The sequence below is a fragment of the Mycobacterium venezuelense genome, assembly GCF_054919535.1.
Genome location: NZ_JBONDW010000016.1, coordinates 17735 through 33428 on the forward strand (window position 1 = coordinate 17735; position 15694 = coordinate 33428).

Annotated in this window: 15 protein-coding genes; 5 read left to right on the forward strand and 10 right to left on the reverse strand. The window is 66.7% G+C overall.

Features of this window, described 5'->3' with window-relative positions:
• Window position 1: 1 nt before the first annotated feature.
• Window positions 2-1192 (reverse strand): 3-hydroxy-9,10-secoandrosta-1,3,5(10)-triene-9,17-dione monooxygenase oxygenase subunit, encoded by a 1191-nt coding sequence (gene hsaA / locus ACRCUN_RS23720; RefSeq protein ID WP_462144069.1) that lies wholly within the window; start codon window positions 1190-1192, stop codon window positions 2-4.
• A gap of 153 nt (window positions 1193-1345) precedes the next feature.
• On the opposite strand from hsaA, the gene ACRCUN_RS23725 reads away from it, so the two are divergent.
• A complete protein-coding gene (locus ACRCUN_RS23725; protein WP_462144070.1) occupies window positions 1346-2407 on the forward strand; it encodes a 2Fe-2S iron-sulfur cluster-binding protein in 1062 nt (353 codons plus the stop codon).
• Between the two features lie 37 nt (window positions 2408-2444).
• The gene (locus tag ACRCUN_RS23730; protein ID WP_462144071.1) at window positions 2445-3014 is read left to right on the forward strand and encodes a hypothetical protein; all 570 of its coding nucleotides are present in this window, start codon (window positions 2445-2447) and stop codon (window positions 3012-3014) included.
• Between the two features lie 18 nt (window positions 3015-3032).
• Here the strand turns inward: ACRCUN_RS23730 and ACRCUN_RS23735 are convergent, their stop codons facing one another.
• Window positions 3033-5165, reverse strand: a complete 2133-nt coding sequence (locus tag ACRCUN_RS23735) for an acyl-CoA dehydrogenase family protein (protein WP_462144072.1) — start codon at window positions 5163-5165, stop codon at window positions 3033-3035.
• A 271-nt stretch (window positions 5166-5436) separates the two neighbouring features.
• Between ACRCUN_RS23735 and kstR the strand changes: the two genes are divergently transcribed.
• Genes kstR through ACRCUN_RS23750 form a run of 3 tightly spaced genes read left to right on the forward strand, consistent with a single transcriptional unit; the run spans window position 5437 to window position 7733 of the window.
• Window positions 5437-6042, forward strand: a complete 606-nt coding sequence (kstR, locus tag ACRCUN_RS23740) for a cholesterol catabolism transcriptional regulator KstR (protein ID WP_462144209.1) — start codon at window positions 5437-5439, stop codon at window positions 6040-6042.
• Between the two features lie 3 nt (window positions 6043-6045).
• Complete coding sequence (gene otsB / locus ACRCUN_RS23745) at window positions 6046-6801, forward strand: trehalose-phosphatase (RefSeq protein WP_462144073.1); 756 nt, start codon at window positions 6046-6048, stop codon at window positions 6799-6801.
• Entirely contained in the window at window positions 6795-7733 is a 939-nt protein-coding gene (locus ACRCUN_RS23750) for an aminoglycoside phosphotransferase/kinase family protein (protein WP_462144074.1), read from the forward strand. The genes otsB and ACRCUN_RS23750 overlap by 7 nt, the downstream gene beginning before the upstream one ends.
• On the opposite strand, the gene ACRCUN_RS23755 is transcribed toward ACRCUN_RS23750, so the two are convergent.
• From ACRCUN_RS23755 to aztB, 8 genes are all read right to left on the reverse strand, one after another.
• A complete protein-coding gene (locus ACRCUN_RS23755; protein ID WP_462144075.1) occupies window positions 7730-8830 on the reverse strand; it encodes an Rv3575c family transcriptional regulator in 1101 nt (366 codons plus the stop codon). The two genes, ACRCUN_RS23750 and ACRCUN_RS23755, sit on opposite strands and share 4 nt — an antisense overlap.
• An 11-nt stretch (window positions 8831-8841) precedes the next feature.
• Window positions 8842-9717: a metal ABC transporter permease gene (locus ACRCUN_RS23760; RefSeq protein ID WP_462144076.1), complete on the reverse strand. Its 876-nt coding sequence runs from the start codon at window positions 9715-9717 to the stop codon at window positions 8842-8844.
• Window positions 9717-10502: a metal ABC transporter ATP-binding protein gene (locus ACRCUN_RS23765; RefSeq protein ID WP_462144077.1), complete on the reverse strand. Its 786-nt coding sequence runs from the start codon at window positions 10500-10502 to the stop codon at window positions 9717-9719. Before ACRCUN_RS23765 ends, ACRCUN_RS23760 begins: the two co-directional genes overlap by 1 nt.
• The gene (locus tag ACRCUN_RS23770; protein WP_462144078.1) at window positions 10489-11493 is read right to left on the reverse strand and encodes a metal ABC transporter solute-binding protein, Zn/Mn family; all 1005 of its coding nucleotides are present in this window, start codon (window positions 11491-11493) and stop codon (window positions 10489-10491) included. Before ACRCUN_RS23770 ends, ACRCUN_RS23765 begins: the two co-directional genes overlap by 14 nt.
• A gap of 100 nt (window positions 11494-11593) precedes the next feature.
• Window positions 11594-12760 (reverse strand): zinc metallochaperone AztD, encoded by a 1167-nt coding sequence (aztD, locus tag ACRCUN_RS23775; RefSeq protein WP_462144079.1) that lies wholly within the window; start codon window positions 12758-12760, stop codon window positions 11594-11596.
• Between the two features lie 17 nt (window positions 12761-12777).
• The gene (gene aztC / locus ACRCUN_RS23780; RefSeq protein WP_462144080.1) at window positions 12778-13686 is read right to left on the reverse strand and encodes a zinc ABC transporter substrate-binding protein AztC; all 909 of its coding nucleotides are present in this window, start codon (window positions 13684-13686) and stop codon (window positions 12778-12780) included.
• The gene (locus ACRCUN_RS23785; RefSeq protein ID WP_462144081.1) at window positions 13683-14849 is read right to left on the reverse strand and encodes an ABC transporter; all 1167 of its coding nucleotides are present in this window, start codon (window positions 14847-14849) and stop codon (window positions 13683-13685) included. Before ACRCUN_RS23785 ends, aztC begins: the two co-directional genes overlap by 4 nt.
• Window positions 14846-15673 carry a zinc ABC transporter permease AztB gene (gene aztB, locus ACRCUN_RS23790; protein ID WP_462144082.1) on the reverse strand — a complete coding sequence of 276 codons (828 nt, stop codon included), beginning with the start codon at window positions 15671-15673 and terminating at the stop codon, window positions 14846-14848. Before aztB ends, ACRCUN_RS23785 begins: the two co-directional genes overlap by 4 nt.
• Window positions 15674-15694 lie beyond the last annotated feature (21 nt).

Consider the following 15694-nt stretch of genomic DNA (forward strand, 5'->3'; position numbering starts at 1 on the left):
GTCAGACCATCGTGTCCGCGGGCGGGAGGCCGAACTCGTTGTTGCCGAAGATCAGGTACGCGCGCTCGGGATCGTTGGCCGCATGCACGCGACCGGCGTGCGCATCACGCCAAAACCGTTGCAGCGGAGCACTGTTGGCAAGCGCGGTGGCGCCGGCCGACTCGAAGAGCCGGTCGATCGACGCGATCGCGCGGCCGGTGGCGCGCACCTGGTCGCGACGGGCGCGGGCCCGCAGTTCGAACGGGATCTCCTTGCCTTCCTTGAGGAGCGCGTACTCGTCACCGACGTTGCCGATCAGCTGGCGCCACGCGGCGTCGATGTCGCTGGCAGCCTCGGCGATACGCACCTTGGCGAACGGGTCGTCCTTGCCCTTCTCCCCCGCGAAGGCCGCGCGAACGCGCCTGCCCTGATGCTCGACGTGCGCGTCGTACGCGCCGTAGGCCATGCCGACGATCGGAGCCGAGATGGTGGTGGGATGCACCGTGCCCCAAGGCATCTTGTAGACGGGCGCGGTATTGGTCGCGTAACCGCCCGCGGTGCCGTCGTTCATCGACTTGTAGGACAGGAAGCGGTGCCGAGGCACGAAGACGTCCTTGACCACCACGGTGTTGCTGCCCGTGCCACGCAAGCCGACCACGTGCCACACGTCGTCGATCGTGTACTCGGTACGCGGAATCAAAAAGCTGCCGAAATCGACCGGCCGACCGTCCTTGATCACCGGACCACCGAGGAACGCCCACGTCGCATGGTCACAGCCCGAGGACCAGTTCCACGCGCCGTTCACGAGGTAGCCGTCGCCGGCTTCGGTCACCACGCCCGCACCCATCGGGGCGTATGAGGAGGACACCCGAACCGTCGGGTCCTCGCCCCACACCTCTTCCTGCGCCTGCTGATCGAACAGGGCCAGGTGCCAGTTGTGCACACCGATGATCGAGCTGACCCAACCGGTCGAGCCGCACGCGCTCGCGATCCGCCGCACCGCCTCGTAGAAGACCGTCGGGTCGGCCTGCAGGCCGCCCCACTGCTCGGGCTGCAGCAGCTTGAAGAAGCCGACCTCGTCGAGCGCCTTGATCGACTCATCCGGGATCTTGCGCAGATCCTCGGTGGCCTGGGCGCGCTCGCGCAGTTGCGGCAGCAAGTCATCGATGCCGGCCAGTACCGCCTGCACGTCACGCTGTTCAATGGACGTCACTGAATGCCTCCCAAGAATCGCTTAGACAGAGATTAGAACACGTTACGATTTGTGTCGAGTAGCGTGTTCATACAGCGGCTGGACCTGGGCAAGTAGGTTTTTGTAACCTGTTCTAGTTATGGCCGGATTGATGAGTAGAGAGGGCCACCGCCCGTGACCGATGAGCCACTGGGTAGCCACGTGCTCGAACTGCAGGTGGCTGCGGTCGTCGAAGAGACGGCCGACGCCCGCTCTCTGGTGTTCACCGTCCCCGAGGGTTCCACCATCCCCGCTGAACGGTTGCGGTATTCCCCCGGCCAGTTCCTGACGCTTCGCGTACCCAGCGACCGCACCGGGTCGGTGGCCCGGTGCTACTCACTGTCGAGCTCCCCGGTCACCGACGATCAGCTCACCGTCACGGTCAAGCGCACCGCCGACGGTTACGCCTCGAACTGGCTGTGCGACAACGCGCACGCCGGCATGCGGATGCACGTGCTCGCGCCGTCGGGCACATTCGTGCCGCGCAACCTCGACACCGATTTCCTGTTGCTCGCCGCGGGCAGCGGTATCACCCCGATGATGGCCATCTGCAAGTCGGCACTGGCCGAAGGCAGCGGCAACGTCGTCCTGATCTACGCCAACCGCGACGAGAACTCCGTGATCTTCGCGGCCACTCTGCGCGACCTGGCCGCCAAGTACCCGGACCGGCTCACCGTCGTTCATTGGCTGGAGTCCGTGCAGGGCCTGCCGAGCGCCGCGGCACTGGCCGGCCTGAGCGCGCCGTTCGCCGGACGCGAGGCGTTCATCTGTGGGCCGGGTCCGTTCATGGCCGCGGCCGAGGAAGCGTTGCGCCAAGCCGGTGCCGCCGACGAGCGCATCCATATCGAGGTGTTCAAGTCGCTCGAGTCCGACCCGTTCGCCGCGGTGGTGATCGAAGAAGACGAGGACAGCGACCAGGGCCCCGCGACCGCTGTCGTCACCCTGGACGGCACGACGCACGAAATCCGTTGGCCCCGTTCGGCGAAACTGCTCGACGTACTTCTCGACAAAGGTCTCGACGCGCCGTTCTCCTGCCGTGAGGGCCACTGCGGCGCGTGTGCTGTGCTGAAGAAGTCCGGCGAGGTCGAGATGGAGATCAACGACGTACTCGAACCCTCCGACCTCGAGGAGGGGCTGATCTTGGGGTGCCAAGCCACCCCGGTATCTGATTCGGTCGAAGTCACCTACGACGAATAGCGTGCGGGCTAACATTCGCCGGACCGGAGGGAGAGCCGTGAAGAGGATTCTTGGGGTACTGGCGGTGTCTGCGGCCACTGCGGCGCTCACGGCCCCTGCGGTCGCCAACGCAGCGGTCAACAGTGCGGTGACCTCGATACCGACACCCAACGGCATCTTGGAAATGCACGTAACGGCCGACTGTTCGGGCGATCGCTGCACGTTCAACACGCAAGCCAACCTGCTGGGACCCAACGGCCCCATCGGGCTTCCCGGCGATACCTGGGCCCGGCAGACCATCACCCTGCGCAGCACCGATCGCAGTGTGTGGCAGGAAGCGTCTTACAGCGCACCGTCCGGCGTACCGCGCGAACTCAAGGGCGCCAATCACAACAACGTGCTGTCACGGATGCTGAAGGCCACCAACAATGTCGAGGTCTCGGTGACCTACTTCGGCGGCGGCGGGCTCGAGCGCTTCCGTGTCGACGGCGATTCGATGCCGATCGACTGGCGAACCGGCCAGCCCGACCGGGACGCCGACTTCATCGCGTGCTCGGTCATCCAGGTGGTGTCGGGAGGCGCGAACCTCACGACACCGACCGCCTGCGCCCAGACCAACTTCGGCTGAGCGCAGGCCAGGCCCACGTCAGCGCGGCAGGCCCAGCAACCGCTCCCCGGCCAGCGTCAACAGGATCTGCTCGGTGCCACCGGCGATGGTCAGGCAACGCGTGTTGAGGAAGTCGTGCACCTCTGAGTTGAGAACCACACCGCCGCCCGCGGAGAGCTCCATCCGGAACTCGGCCAAAGCTTGCCGATAACGCACGCCGATCAGTTTGCGCGCGCTCGCCTGCGCACCGGGATCCTGGCCGCCGACCGCAAGCTGGGCGATGCGCTGATCCAACAGTGAGCCCACCTGGGCCGTGAGTATCAGCCCGCCCAAACGGTCCTCATCGGCCGCGTCGACGTCGATCTCGCTGACGGTACGCAGCAGCTCCTCCATCGGATTGCCCAGTGCGGTTCCGCCTGCCATCGCGACGCGTTCGTTGGCCAGCGTGGTGCGGGCCAACCGCCAGCCGTCGTTGACGGTGCCGACCACCATCTCGTCGGGCACGAAGACGTCGTCGAAGAAGACCTCATTGAACAGCTCGTCGCCGGTGATCTCGCGCAGCGGGCGGATCATGATGCCCGGTGACCTCATGTCCACAAGGAAGTACGTGATGCCCTTGTGCTTCGGAGCATTTGGGTCCGTTCTGGCCAGACACACGCCCCAATGCGCCTTCTGCGCCGCCGAGGTCCACACCTTCTGGCCGGTGAGCTTCCAACCGCCCTCGGCACGAACGGCTTTGGTCCGCAACGCGGCCAGATCAGAGCCCGCGCCGGGCTCGGAGAACAGCTGGCACCAGATCAGGTCACCGCGCAGGGTCGGCGGGACGAACTGGTCGATCTGTTCGGCGCTGCCATGCTCGAGAATCGTCGGTACCGCCCACCAGCCGATGACCAGATCCGGCCGTTGGACCTTCGCCGCGGCGAGCTCCTGATCGATCAGCAACTGCTCGGCGGGTGATGCGTTGCGCCCGTACGGCTTCGGCCAATGTGGCGCCTGCAGACCGGATTCCGCGAGGGCGATCTGCCGCTTCTCGACCGGCTGCGCGGCCACCTCGGCGACCGCGGCGCTGATCTCGGGACGCAGATGCGCGACCGACTCCAGATCGATGGTCAATTCCCGGCGCACGCCCTGCCTCGTCAACCCCGCGACGCGGCGAACCCAACGGCGCCGGCCACCAAGGAAGTGCGCGATGCCGTACGCGCGCCGCAGATACAGATGCGCGTCGTGCTCCCACGTGATGCCGATACCGCCGAGCACCTGAATGCAGTCTTTGGCATTGGCGATCGCTGCGTCGATACCGGTGGCGGCGGCGACCGCGGCGGCGACCGAGCGCTGCGGATCGTCGGATTCGCCTGCGGCGCGGGCAGCGTCGGCCGCGGCGACCGAGACCTGTTCGGAACGCAGAAGCATCTCGGCGCACATGTGCTTGATCGCCTGGAAGCTGCCGATCGGCTTGCCGAACTGTTCGCGCACCTTGGCGTACTCGGCGGCGGTGTGCAGCGTCCAGCGAGCCAGACCGGCTGCTTCAGCCGAGAACACGGTGGCCGCGGCGTCTTCGAATCGTTGCCGCGACACCGCGAGCACCTCGGCCGGCGCCGAGTCCAGGACAACCCGGGCCAACGGGATGGAGAAATCGGTGGCCTTCAGGTGCTCGACCGTCACACCGTCAGCGCCCGCGTCGACCAACAACACCTGCTCACCTGCCGGCACCAACAGCACACCCGCCGCGTCGGCACCCAGGACGTGCTCGACGGTTCCCGACACCCGGACCCGGTCCGATGTCGCCGCCGGGGCGGCTCCGGCGGTGACCTCGACCGAAGCCGCCAGCGCCACACCCGCGCTGCGCTCACCCGACATCAAGGCATCCAGAAGCGTGGCATCGGTGACCAGCAGTGTGGCCAGCGCCGTCGTCGCAAACGGGCCGGGCACCAGGGCGGCCGCCGCTTCGTCGACCATCGCGCACAGGTCCTCGACAGTGCCACCGGCGCCGCCGTGCCCTTCGGGGACCGCGACGCTGAAGATCCCTAGTTCGGCGAGGCCCCGATACGTCGTGCGCCAGGCCTGCGGATCGTGTTCAATCTCACGCACGGCGGCAACCGCGCCAGACGCCGATGCCCAGCTTCTCACCAGCTCGCGGGCGGCAAACTGCTCGTCGGTAATCGTGGCTGACACCGTCAACTCCTAGCCGTAGTGCGAGAAGTCCGTGCTTCCCACTAGAACGTGTTCTAATGGTGACAGTGTTCGACCGTCAAGTCGACCCGCGTTATAGCAGGACACGTCCGTGTCTTTACCGGCCCGGAGGTGAGAAAAAGGAGATCGGCGTGCGTATCGTTTTCGATGAGGTACGCAGTATGAAGGAGTCGCCAACCCCATGGCCGGAGTGTCACAGCCAGCGCGCGACGAGCCACCCGGCTCGGACACGCGACCACGTGAGGTGACGAACGTGTCGGTCCTCGCCGAATCCGAACTCGGTTCCGAAGCTCAGCGTGAACGCCGTAAGCGCATCCTCGATGCCACGCTGGCCATCGCCTCCAAGGGCGGTTACGAGGCAGTGCAGATGCGCGCCGTCGCCGAGCGCGCCGATGTCGCGGTCGGCACGCTGTACCGCTACTTCCCGTCGAAGGTGCACCTGCTGGTGTCCGCGCTCGGCCGCGAGTTCGAGCGCATCGATGCCAAGACCGACCGCGCCTCGCTGTCCGGTGGTACGCCGTATCAGCGGCTGAATTTCATGGTCGGCAAGCTGAACCGGGCGATGCAGCGCAACCCACTGCTCACCGAGGCCATGACCCGCGCGTTCGTATTCGCCGACGCGTCGGCGGCCGGTGAGGTCGACCACGTCGGCAAGCTCATGGACTCGATGTTCGCGCGCGCCATGAGCGACGGCGAACCGACCGAGGACCAGTACCACATCGCGCGGGTCATCTCCGACGTGTGGCTGTCGAACCTGCTGGCGTGGCTGACCCGGCGCGCCTCGGCGACCGACGTGAGCAAGCGACTGGACCTGGCCGTGCGGCTGCTGATCGGCGCAGAGGACCAACCTAAGATCTAGCGGGTGAGCGAGCTACCCGCCGACCTGTCGCAAGTTCTGTCCGAGGCGGCCGGGGCCACGCGGCTTTTGGTCACGTCCGACTTCGACGGCACCCTCGCACCGATCGTCAACAATCCCGGCGATGCCCGCCCGTTGGCCGATGCCGCCGACGCGCTTGTCGCCCTCGCGGACCTTCCCGGCACTGCGGCCGCGCTGATCTCCGGCCGTGCATTGACGGTCCTGCGGGAGTTGTCCGGGATGCCGTCGACCGTGCACCTCGTCGGCAGCCACGGAGCCGAATTCACTTCGGGATTCACCCATGACATCGACCGTGAGCTGTTGGACCGCATCACCGCCGAACTGAACGCGATCGCCGCCGACCGGCCGGGCGTCACCGTCGAAACCAAACCTGCCAGCGTCGCACTGCACGTGCGCAACGCCTCGGCCGACGACGCCGATGGCGCACTCGCTGCGGCGCGCGAAGCCTCGACGGCCTGGCCCGCGCAACTCACCGAGGGCAAGGCGGTCCTCGAGTTCGCGGTCATCCAGACCGACAAGGGTGAGGCCGTCGATATCCTGCGCGATCAGGAAAATGCCTCGGTCGTGGTCTTTTTCGGCGACGACGTCACCGATGAGAAGGCGTTTCGGCGGATGCGCGACGGCGATGTCGGGATCAAGGTCGGGCCGGGCGAGACGTTGGCGGCCTACCGTGTCGAATCGCCGCAGGACGTCGCGACCGCGCTGGCGTACCTGCTCAAAACCCGCCGCTCGCAGTGCTGACCGCCGACGAGCTCGCCGCGCGCACGGCACGGGCGGTCGCCGCCGCGACCGCCGCAGGCACAGCACTCGGGCTCGAAGTCGACGATCCCCGCATTTTGTACGACGCGTTTTCCGTCATCGTGCATTTGGCGCCGTCTCCCGTTGTCGCGCGCGTGCCGACAGTCCTGCCTCATTCGTTCGTCGCAGATCCGAATCGGCAGACAGCGCAGCAGAAATCGGAGTTGGCCGTCGCGGGTTGGCTGGCCGACCGTGGCCATCCCGTCGTACCGCCGAGCCCGCTGGTGCCCCGCCAACCGGTCCGGCGCGACGGGTTTTCGATGACGTTCTGGGAGTTGGTCGAGCAGCTCCCGGACACCGAGCCGGATTGGAACAGCCGCCTGCAACAGACTGCGCGACTGCACGCGGCTCTGCGCGACTACGACGGACCACTCAGCTTCTGGGCGCCGTTCGGCACCTACATTCCCGAGGGGCTGGCCGAATTGCAGCGCCTGCCGGAACTGATTTCGGCTGTCGACCTCGAACGGGCACAGCAGGAATGGGCCGTCCTCGCGCCGGTGCTGACGTCTCGCGCGGCTTTCGAATCCGCCTTCCCCGGTGTCGACCTCCAGCCGATTCACGGTGACGCGCCGTACTACAACATGATCGCCACACCTGACGGCGAACTGTGCTCGGACTTCGAACTCGTGACCATCGGCGCCGTCGAGTCCGATCTCGCCATGATCGACACCGAAGGCATCGCGAGCTACGACGCGGCCGCAACCGAGTTGGGGCTGCGCACCGTCGACGAGCGGGTGCTGCGAGCCACGGAGGCCGCGGCACGTCTCGCGACGATCGCAGCGCTCGCGATGGCACCGGAACTGCCGGTACTCATCGAGCATCTGACGCCGGTGATCGACGCCTGGCGAGCCACCTCACCGGTGACCGAACTCTAGGCCGGTTGGCCCGACGTACGCCCGCGCACCACCTCGGTGTCCAGCACGTCGATCACGGGCAGGCCTGACCGCGGTGGATTGTGCAGCAACTGCCCAGCGCGGCGGCCCTTTTCGACACTGGACTGCACGACCGTGGTGAGGCCGCGCCGCAACGCCTCTGGCACGCCGTCGAATCCGGTGACCGTCATCTGGCCCGGCACATAGATCCCGCGCGAGCGCAGGTAGTCCATCGCCGACAACGCCAGTACGTCGGCCGTGCACATCAGCGCGGTGATACGCGGATTGGCTTCCAGCGCCACCTCGGCGGCCGCCCCGCCCGATGTCGGCAGATGCTCGTAACTCTCGACGACGGTCAGCGACGCCGGGGCCAGCCCGGCGGCCACCATCGCGTCGTACACACCGTGAATGCGCTCGCGCTGCACGTGGAAGTGCGGGGACAGCACGCGTTCGGGATCGGCGAGCGCCGGCTTGGGGCTGCCGTGCGGCCAGTCTCGGCCCAATCGCATCGTCAGCAGGCCGATGTCACGGTGGCCGAGTTCGAGTACATACTCGGCCAGTTTCCGCATGCCGCCGCGATCGTCGATGCTGACCCGCGACACCCCGGGCACATCCTTCGGCTGGTCGACCACCACAACGGGAAGATGGCGCTGCCGCACGACGGGCAGATAGGGGTCGTCGTCGGAGGCCGAATACACCACGAAACCGTCGACCCCGGCCGACAACACCGCCGCCGAGCCGTCCTCGAAACTACGGTTGGGTCCGACCGCGACCAACAACAGCCCCTGACCGGCCTCCTCACACGATTCGGCCAGGCCCGCAACGAAATCCAGCGCTGCCGGGTCGCTGAAGGAGTAGTTGAGCGGTTCGGTGATCATCAGCCCAACGGCTCCGGCTTTGCGCGTGCGCAGCGAACGCGCCACCGGGTCAGGGCCCGGATAGCCCAGCCGCTTGGCGGCATCGAAGATTCGCTCGCGCAGATCGGCCGAAAGCTGATCCGGCCGGTTGTACGCGTTCGAGATCGTCGTCCGCGAAACCTTCAGTTCGGCCGCCAACGAGGCCAGGGTGGCCCGACGTGGCGGGTCGGGACTCCTGGACATGCTCTCTGAGGCTAGTGGATGAATCCCATCGCCGACCGCGTGGCACGCTGGGCCGCCCACACCGCAAGCCAGAACGCGCACGCGATCGTCACGATCACAAAGCTCGGCGGCATGTTGAAGATCGCGGAAACCGCCAGACCGGCCCACACCGAGACCAGGCTGATCCCGGTGGAGATCGCCATCGCGGCCAGGGGTTGGGCGGTGAGCATGATCGCCGTGGCAGCGGGCGTGACGACGAGCGCGAACAACAGCAGGGTGCCGACGGCCTGCACGGCCATGGTCACCGCGACGCCGAGCAGGGCCATGAACAACACCGACAGCGCCCGCACCGGCACCCCCTTGGCCTCGGCAACCTGAGCATTGACCGAGGCGAACAGCAATGGGCGATACACCAGCACGACCGTCGCGGCCAGTAGGACCAGCAGCGCGGTGAACGTCAGCAGCTGCTGGTGAGTGATCGCGAGCAGATTGCCGAACAGCACGTTGGTCAGCGTCGACGAGTTCTTGGTCGCCAGCGAGTTGAAGAACAACCCGAAGCCGGTGGCCAACGCCAGGACGGTTCCCGTCGCGACCTCGCGGTCGTCAGCCCGCTTACCCAGGGCGCCGATGACAAGTGCCCCGCCGATACAGAACACGCCGAGCCCGAAGACGACCGGCAGGCCCAACAGCGCCGCACCGGTGGCTCCTGGCAATCCGATGTGAGCGAGCGCGTGTGCGGCGAACGCGGTGTTGCGCACGATGATGAAGTAACCGATCAAGCCGGCCGCGAGCGCGACGAGCGTGCCGCCGATCAGCGCATTGCGCATGAAGGCCGACGTCAAAATCTGCCACCAGTTGTGCTGATAGCCCAGTGCGAGATTGCTCTGGGCGACCACGAACGTCGGCATCACCCGCCGCTCCTCATGTACATCTGCCCCTGCAACGTATTGGCCACCTGCACCTTGGTGCCGTACAGGTGAGTCAGTAGATCAGCATCCACCACCTCGTCGATCGCGGCGTGGTGGGCATGCCCGTCGAGCAGATAGATGGCGCTGTCGAGCACCGCGAGCAAGGGATTCAGATCATGGGCGACAACCAGAATCGTGACGCCGAGTTCGTTGTTCAGCCGAGCCAGCAGCTGCACGATCTCATGCTGGTTGCGCAGGTCGAGAGCAGCCAGCGGTTCGTCGAGGATGAGCAGCTTCGGATGCCCCACAAGGGCGTTGGCCAGCGCCACTCGCTGCCGCTGGCCACCCGACAGCTGCGAAACCCGCATATCGGCGAACTCGGTGGCCTCGACCCACTCCAACGCCTCGGCCACGCGTTCCTTGTCGGAGCGCGTCGTGCGGCTGAAGCCCCAACGGCGCCCGGTGAGGCCGAGCGTGACGGCGTCGCGCGCCCGGATGGCCTCGCCGGCACCGGCGACGTAGTCCTGCGGCACATAACCGATGAGGTCGTTGCGTTCGCCGGGACGACTGCCGAGCACGCGCACGGAGCCCGATGCGACGGGCAACAGCCCCAGCACGACCTGCAACATCGTCGACTTACCGGATCCGTTGGAACCGATCAGCGCGACGATTCCGCCGGCCGGGATCTCGAACGTGCCCTCCGACCAGATCAGGCGTCCGCCCCGGACCACGCTGACGTCGTCGAAGACCAGCGCGGGTTCCGATTCACTGTTACGGCTGGACACCAAGGGCCTTGGCGAGCGAGGTGAGTTGATCCACCTGCCAAGCCTCGAACGAATCGGCGCCCGGCGCCACCGTTTCCGTCACATCGACGACAGGAACGCCAGCGGCTTCCGCCGCGGAGCGGATCTGCTGCGGCACCGAGCCCTCGGTCTGGGTGTTGTAGATCAGCACGTCGACACCCTTGTCGGCCAGCAGGCGCAGGAACGCGTCAAGGTCGGCAGGCGACGGGTCGCTTTCGTTGGACGAGGCCACCTGATAGCCCTCCGGCGTGCGATTGACCAGTCCGACCGCGGCGGCCATATCGTCGAACACCGCCTCGGTTGCCGCGTAGGTCTTGCCGGATGCGTTGCTCTTGATGTCGTCGATCAGCTGGTTGTACGGCTTCATCGAATCGGTGAAGGCCGTGCGCCGCTGCTCGAAGTAATCCTTTGCGTCCGGCGCCAATTCGCCGAGCTTCTCGGTCACGGCATCGGCGACGGATGTCACCGCTGCCGGGCTGTACCAGGCGTGCGGGTTGGTTCCGTCACCGTGGTCGTGCCCCTCCTCCTCGTGGCCGTGGTCGTGCGTCTCGTCCTCGTGCGCACCGGCATCCTCGATGGCCGCGACGACCGGCGCGTCGGGGGCGGAGCTTTCGGCGAGCTTGCTCGCCCACTCGTCGTAGTGGCCGCCGTTGATCACCACGAGCTGGGCACCCTCGAATTTCGCCGCATCCGAAGGCGACGGTTCGAAGTCGTGCGGGTCGACCGACGACCCGGCGAGAACCGTCGTCACCTTGGCGCACGCCCCGCCGAGCTCCGAAACGATGTCGCCCCATTGGTCAACACTGACCACCACGTTGACCGGGGTGGTCGGGCAGTCGCCCGCGGGCTCGGCCGTCGAGGATTCGTCGGAACCGCAGGCGGCGAGTGCAAGAGGCGCGACAAGGACGAGGCTCGCGGCCAGAGTGCGCAGGTGGATGGGCGATATCACGCCGATAACGATAACCGTTTGCATTACTCGACGCACATCCGCATGGTCTGGAACGCCGAATGGCCACCTTTGACACGGAGCTTTGGCTGACGCGTGTCAGAAGTGGCCACTCGACGTTGTGACGCTAGTGTTCGTGGCCGACCGCGCCACTGAGCTCGTTCGGCGTCTGCTCCAGTGTCACCGATTTCGTCACCTCACCGGATTCCACATCGACGAGATGCAGTTCCTTCGTCGCCGGGTCGGTGACGTAGACGTCATGCCCGCGGGTGAACACCGTCGGCCGGGGCTGCTGCCAGTCGTCGGGTTCGGTCCACTGCTCGGTCACCGCAATGGTTTTGGTGGTATCCCCCGTATTCGGGTCGATGACGTACAACTTGCCATCGGTGCCGAGGATCAACGCTTCGGCATGTGGCCCGCGCGCCAGCGACCGGAACGAGTAGCTGACCGACGGCGGCAGCGTGACAACGCGAAGCTGGTTGGTGGTGGTGTCGATGAGCGCGAACTGGTTCGGCCGTTCCAGCTCCGCGTCGGGATCGACCTTGAAGTCACCGAGCGCCACCGGCGACTCTTCATGGCCGCGCAGATTGCCCACCCTGCCGTACTCACCCGGTGCCGCGATCTTCGTGAACGCGCGGTCCGAATACGTCAACACCCCGTTCTCGCAACCGAGTACGACGGTCTCCCCATCGACAACCGTTTCTCCGTGCAGGCCGGGGCACTCGGTGTTGCGCGCGATCTCGGCCTGCCCGGAATCGAAGGCCACGGCTCCCGTGCGCTCATCGGGGTCTCCCTCACTACGCACCCAGCTGCCGTCGGACAGCACGACCGCCACCCCGTGATGCGGCTTGGTCGACTTGAGTGTCTGGGTCTCGGGCTTGCCACCCTCCAGCTCGTGGGGGTCGAACACGGTGATGTCGCCCGATCCGTCGGCGAACAACGCGGTGCGCTCCCCGTGCGGTACGACGTGGCCGGGCTCGCTCGCCTCGAACGTGGTGTCGGTCAGTTGGCCTGCCGACGCGTCGAGCACCCGGAAGCCCTGGTCGGTGGACACCAGCACGTGTGCGTCGTCACCGGCCGGATTGACGCGCAGGAATCCTTCCAACGGGATCGTCGACTTGACCTCCAGGTTGTCACCGTCGAGCACGTACAGGCCACCGTCGTAGGTGACCACAAGCGGCTCGACGATCGGCTCACTGGGCGCGTCGGCGGCGTCGGTTTGGCCGCCGCTTCCGCACCCGGCCAGCGCCGCGGCGAGAAAGAGTCCGCCGACGGCGGCGAGTGGTTTGTGCATCCGTTCTCCTTGATCGGTCAATTTAGTTGTTTGACAATGGTTTCGGTGTTGGCGCGCATCATGCCGAGGTACGTGTCGGCCGGGCTGCCCGGTTCGCTGAGCGATTCGCTGTAGAGCGATACGACGTTGACCTGCATGCCGGCCTGCTCGGCGAGGACGCGCGCCAGGCGGTCGGGTTGCGACGAGTCGACGAAGATCGCCGGCACTCCCGCGGTCCGGATCGCGCCGGCCAACGACTCCAGATCCGACGCGCTCGGCGACGCGAGCGTGGTGCCGCTGGGGATGACCGCGCCGATCACCGTGAAGCCGAAGCGGTCTGCGAGGTAGCCCAGCACGTGGTGGTTGGTGACGAGCTTGCGCCGCTCGGCGGGAATCGCCGCGAACTGTTCGGTCATCGAGTCCGACAGCGCGGTCAGTTCATCGCGGTAGCGCGCCGCGTTGGCGGTGATTGCCGCACCGTCGATTCCGGACAGCTCGGTAACGCGGTCGGCGATCGTATCTACCGCGAGCACCATGCGCTGCGGATCGGTCCAGAAATGCGGGTCGGGGCCGCTGTGTTCGGATTCCGAGAACTGCAGCGGTTCGACATGTTCACCGACCGCCAACGTGGGAACACCGTTTTCGGCTGCCGCATCGACGTGGCGCTGCATGGATTCTTCGAGGCCAAGGCCGTTGTAGACGATCAGATCGGAACTGTTGAGCTGAGCCGCGTCGGCCGCCGACAGGCTCGATGAATGCGGATCGGCGTTGGGTTTCATCACCACTTTCACGTCGGCCTCCGCACCGACGATCTGCCGTACGACATCACCGAGAATTGTTGTTGTGACCGTGATTTCAGGCCGCCCGCCCGCCTCGTTCTGGGCGCCGCACGCGCCGAGCAACGATGCGGTCAGGCAGAGCCCGGCCGCGAACCATCGCCGGATCACCGCCCGGTCTCCACCATGAACCCTGGGGCGATGGACGTTTTCAGCGTGCGTGCCAGCCGAAGGCCGTCCCGGTAATCGATTTCGTAGACCGCCCGGCCCGCGGCATCGTTGAGGTATGCCCGGTCGGCGTCGACCTCGATCACCGGGGTGGGCCCAGCGGATGGCACCGGGCCACTGAAAAGCGGGACAGTTGCCGTTTGTGTACCGGTTTTCGTATCGAACTGGCGCAGTTGACCGTCGGCAGTGAGCACCAGCACCGCGTCTGCTGAGACCGCGTTGGCTGCGATCACGCCAGGCACCCGCACCGAGGCCCAGGCACCGCGCCGCCCGTCGAGCACCCACACCTCATCTGCGGTCACGGCGGCCAGGGTGCTACCGCCGTATCGGTACGACAGCGGGCCGAGTTTAGCTGCGGGACGGGCATTTCCGAATGGCATCGGGTCGGCCGTCAGTTTCCCGGCTCGTTTCGCAATCCGCACCGCGCCGTCGGCGCAGCCGAAGACCAGCGAGCCGCCGACCATCGAGGCGCCCGTGACGCCGGGACACTGCCCGAGGGGCTGCGCCGTGCCGTCGGTACCCACGGCACTGATGACACCGGCACGGGTCACCGTCACGAGATCCTCTCCGAGCGGAGCGATCTCGGCGATATCACGCAGCGGGCCGAATCCGTCGACCGTGGTCACCCGATGCTCACCGAGTGCGTCGCGGTCGAGCACGTCGACGGTGCCGTCGTCGCGGCGCAGCACGGTGAGGGTGCGCTGACCGACAGCATCGGCGAACCGGCCGTCCAGGTGACCGGCGAGGCCTGCCGGTTCGACGTAGTAGTGCGAATGGTCGCCGTGGTCGAATGTCCACGAACCGCCGTCCACCACGGTGATCGCGCCCACACCGCGCAGGTAGGCGAACCGCCCGTCACCGCTGATGCCGTCGGTCGGACCGAACTCACCCAGCGAGGTCTCGGTCTCTTCGCCGGCGTCGAACACCACGCTTGCGCCGGTGTCCGGATCGACCAACACCAGCCTCGTCACCGGATCCTTGCTTTCCTGGGCGTCGATTCCCGTGTCGTCGTGTGCCGCGGAAGTCGTTGACGCAGTCGGGGTTTCCGGTGATCCACAACCGGCGAGCAGCAGGACGCACGTCATCAGCGCCAGGATCGCCCTCATGCCGCGGCTCGCTGAAACATCGACGCGGCGATGACCGAGCAGAAGAACAATCCGACCGCGACAGCGGCGATACTCGCCCCGCCCGCGGTGGCGGCGTGCCAGGACACCAGCAGCCCGAGCCATACCGACACCACACCGATGCCGGCAGCCAACACCATGATTCGCCCGATCGAGTGGGCCCACAGCGTCGCGGCGGCCGGCGGGGCCACGAGCAGGCCCAGCACCAGCAGCGTGCCGACGACGTGGAAAGACGCCACGATCGCGACGGCGATCAGGACCGTGAGAGCGATTGCGGCGAGCCGTGGGTTGAGCCGCAGGGTGGCCGCCTTGCGGACGTCGAACGTCGCCGCGACGAAGGCCCGACGGCCCACGAATGCGACCGCGGCGATGAAGGCCAGCGCGGCACCGAGCACCGCGATGTCGCGTGGCCGCACGCCAAGCACATCGCCGAACAGGAAGGCGGTCAGATCAACCGCGTACGTGCTCGAGTGCGACACCACGATGACGCCCACGGCCAGCATGCCGACCAGCAGCAGACCGATACTGGTGTCCGAGGAGAACCTGGACGAACGGCTCAGCGCCGCAACACCGTATGCCATGGCGAGCGCGGCGATCAGCGCGCCGACGAACAGATTCCCGCCGACCGCCGAGGCCAGCGCGACGCCCGGCAGCATCCCGTGCGACATCGCGTCGCCGAGGAACACCGAGCCGCGCAACACGACCCACGTGCCGACGATCGCACACATCAACGCCACCGCCGACCCCGCGACCGCCGCACGCACGACGACCTCGGAGCCGAACGGTGCACCCAACCAGTTCAGCACGGCTAAACTCTTATCATCAAT

Coding starts and splice junctions, on each gene's coding strand:
- ACRCUN_RS23755 (WP_462144075.1), bottom strand. CDS start 8,830: ATGTCCAGGAGTCCCGACCCGCCACGTCGGGCCACCCTGGCCTCGTTG.
- ACRCUN_RS23760 (WP_462144076.1), bottom strand. CDS start 9,717: ATGCCGACGTTCGTGGTCGCCCAGAGCAATCTCGCACTGGGCTATCAG.
- ACRCUN_RS23770 (WP_462144078.1), bottom strand. CDS start 11,493: ATGCAAACGGTTATCGTTATCGGCGTGATATCGCCCATCCACCTGCGC.
- aztD (WP_462144079.1), bottom strand. CDS start 12,760: ATGCACAAACCACTCGCCGCCGTCGGCGGACTCTTTCTCGCCGCGGCG.
- ACRCUN_RS23785 (WP_462144081.1), bottom strand. CDS start 14,849: ATGAGGGCGATCCTGGCGCTGATGACGTGCGTCCTGCTGCTCGCCGGT.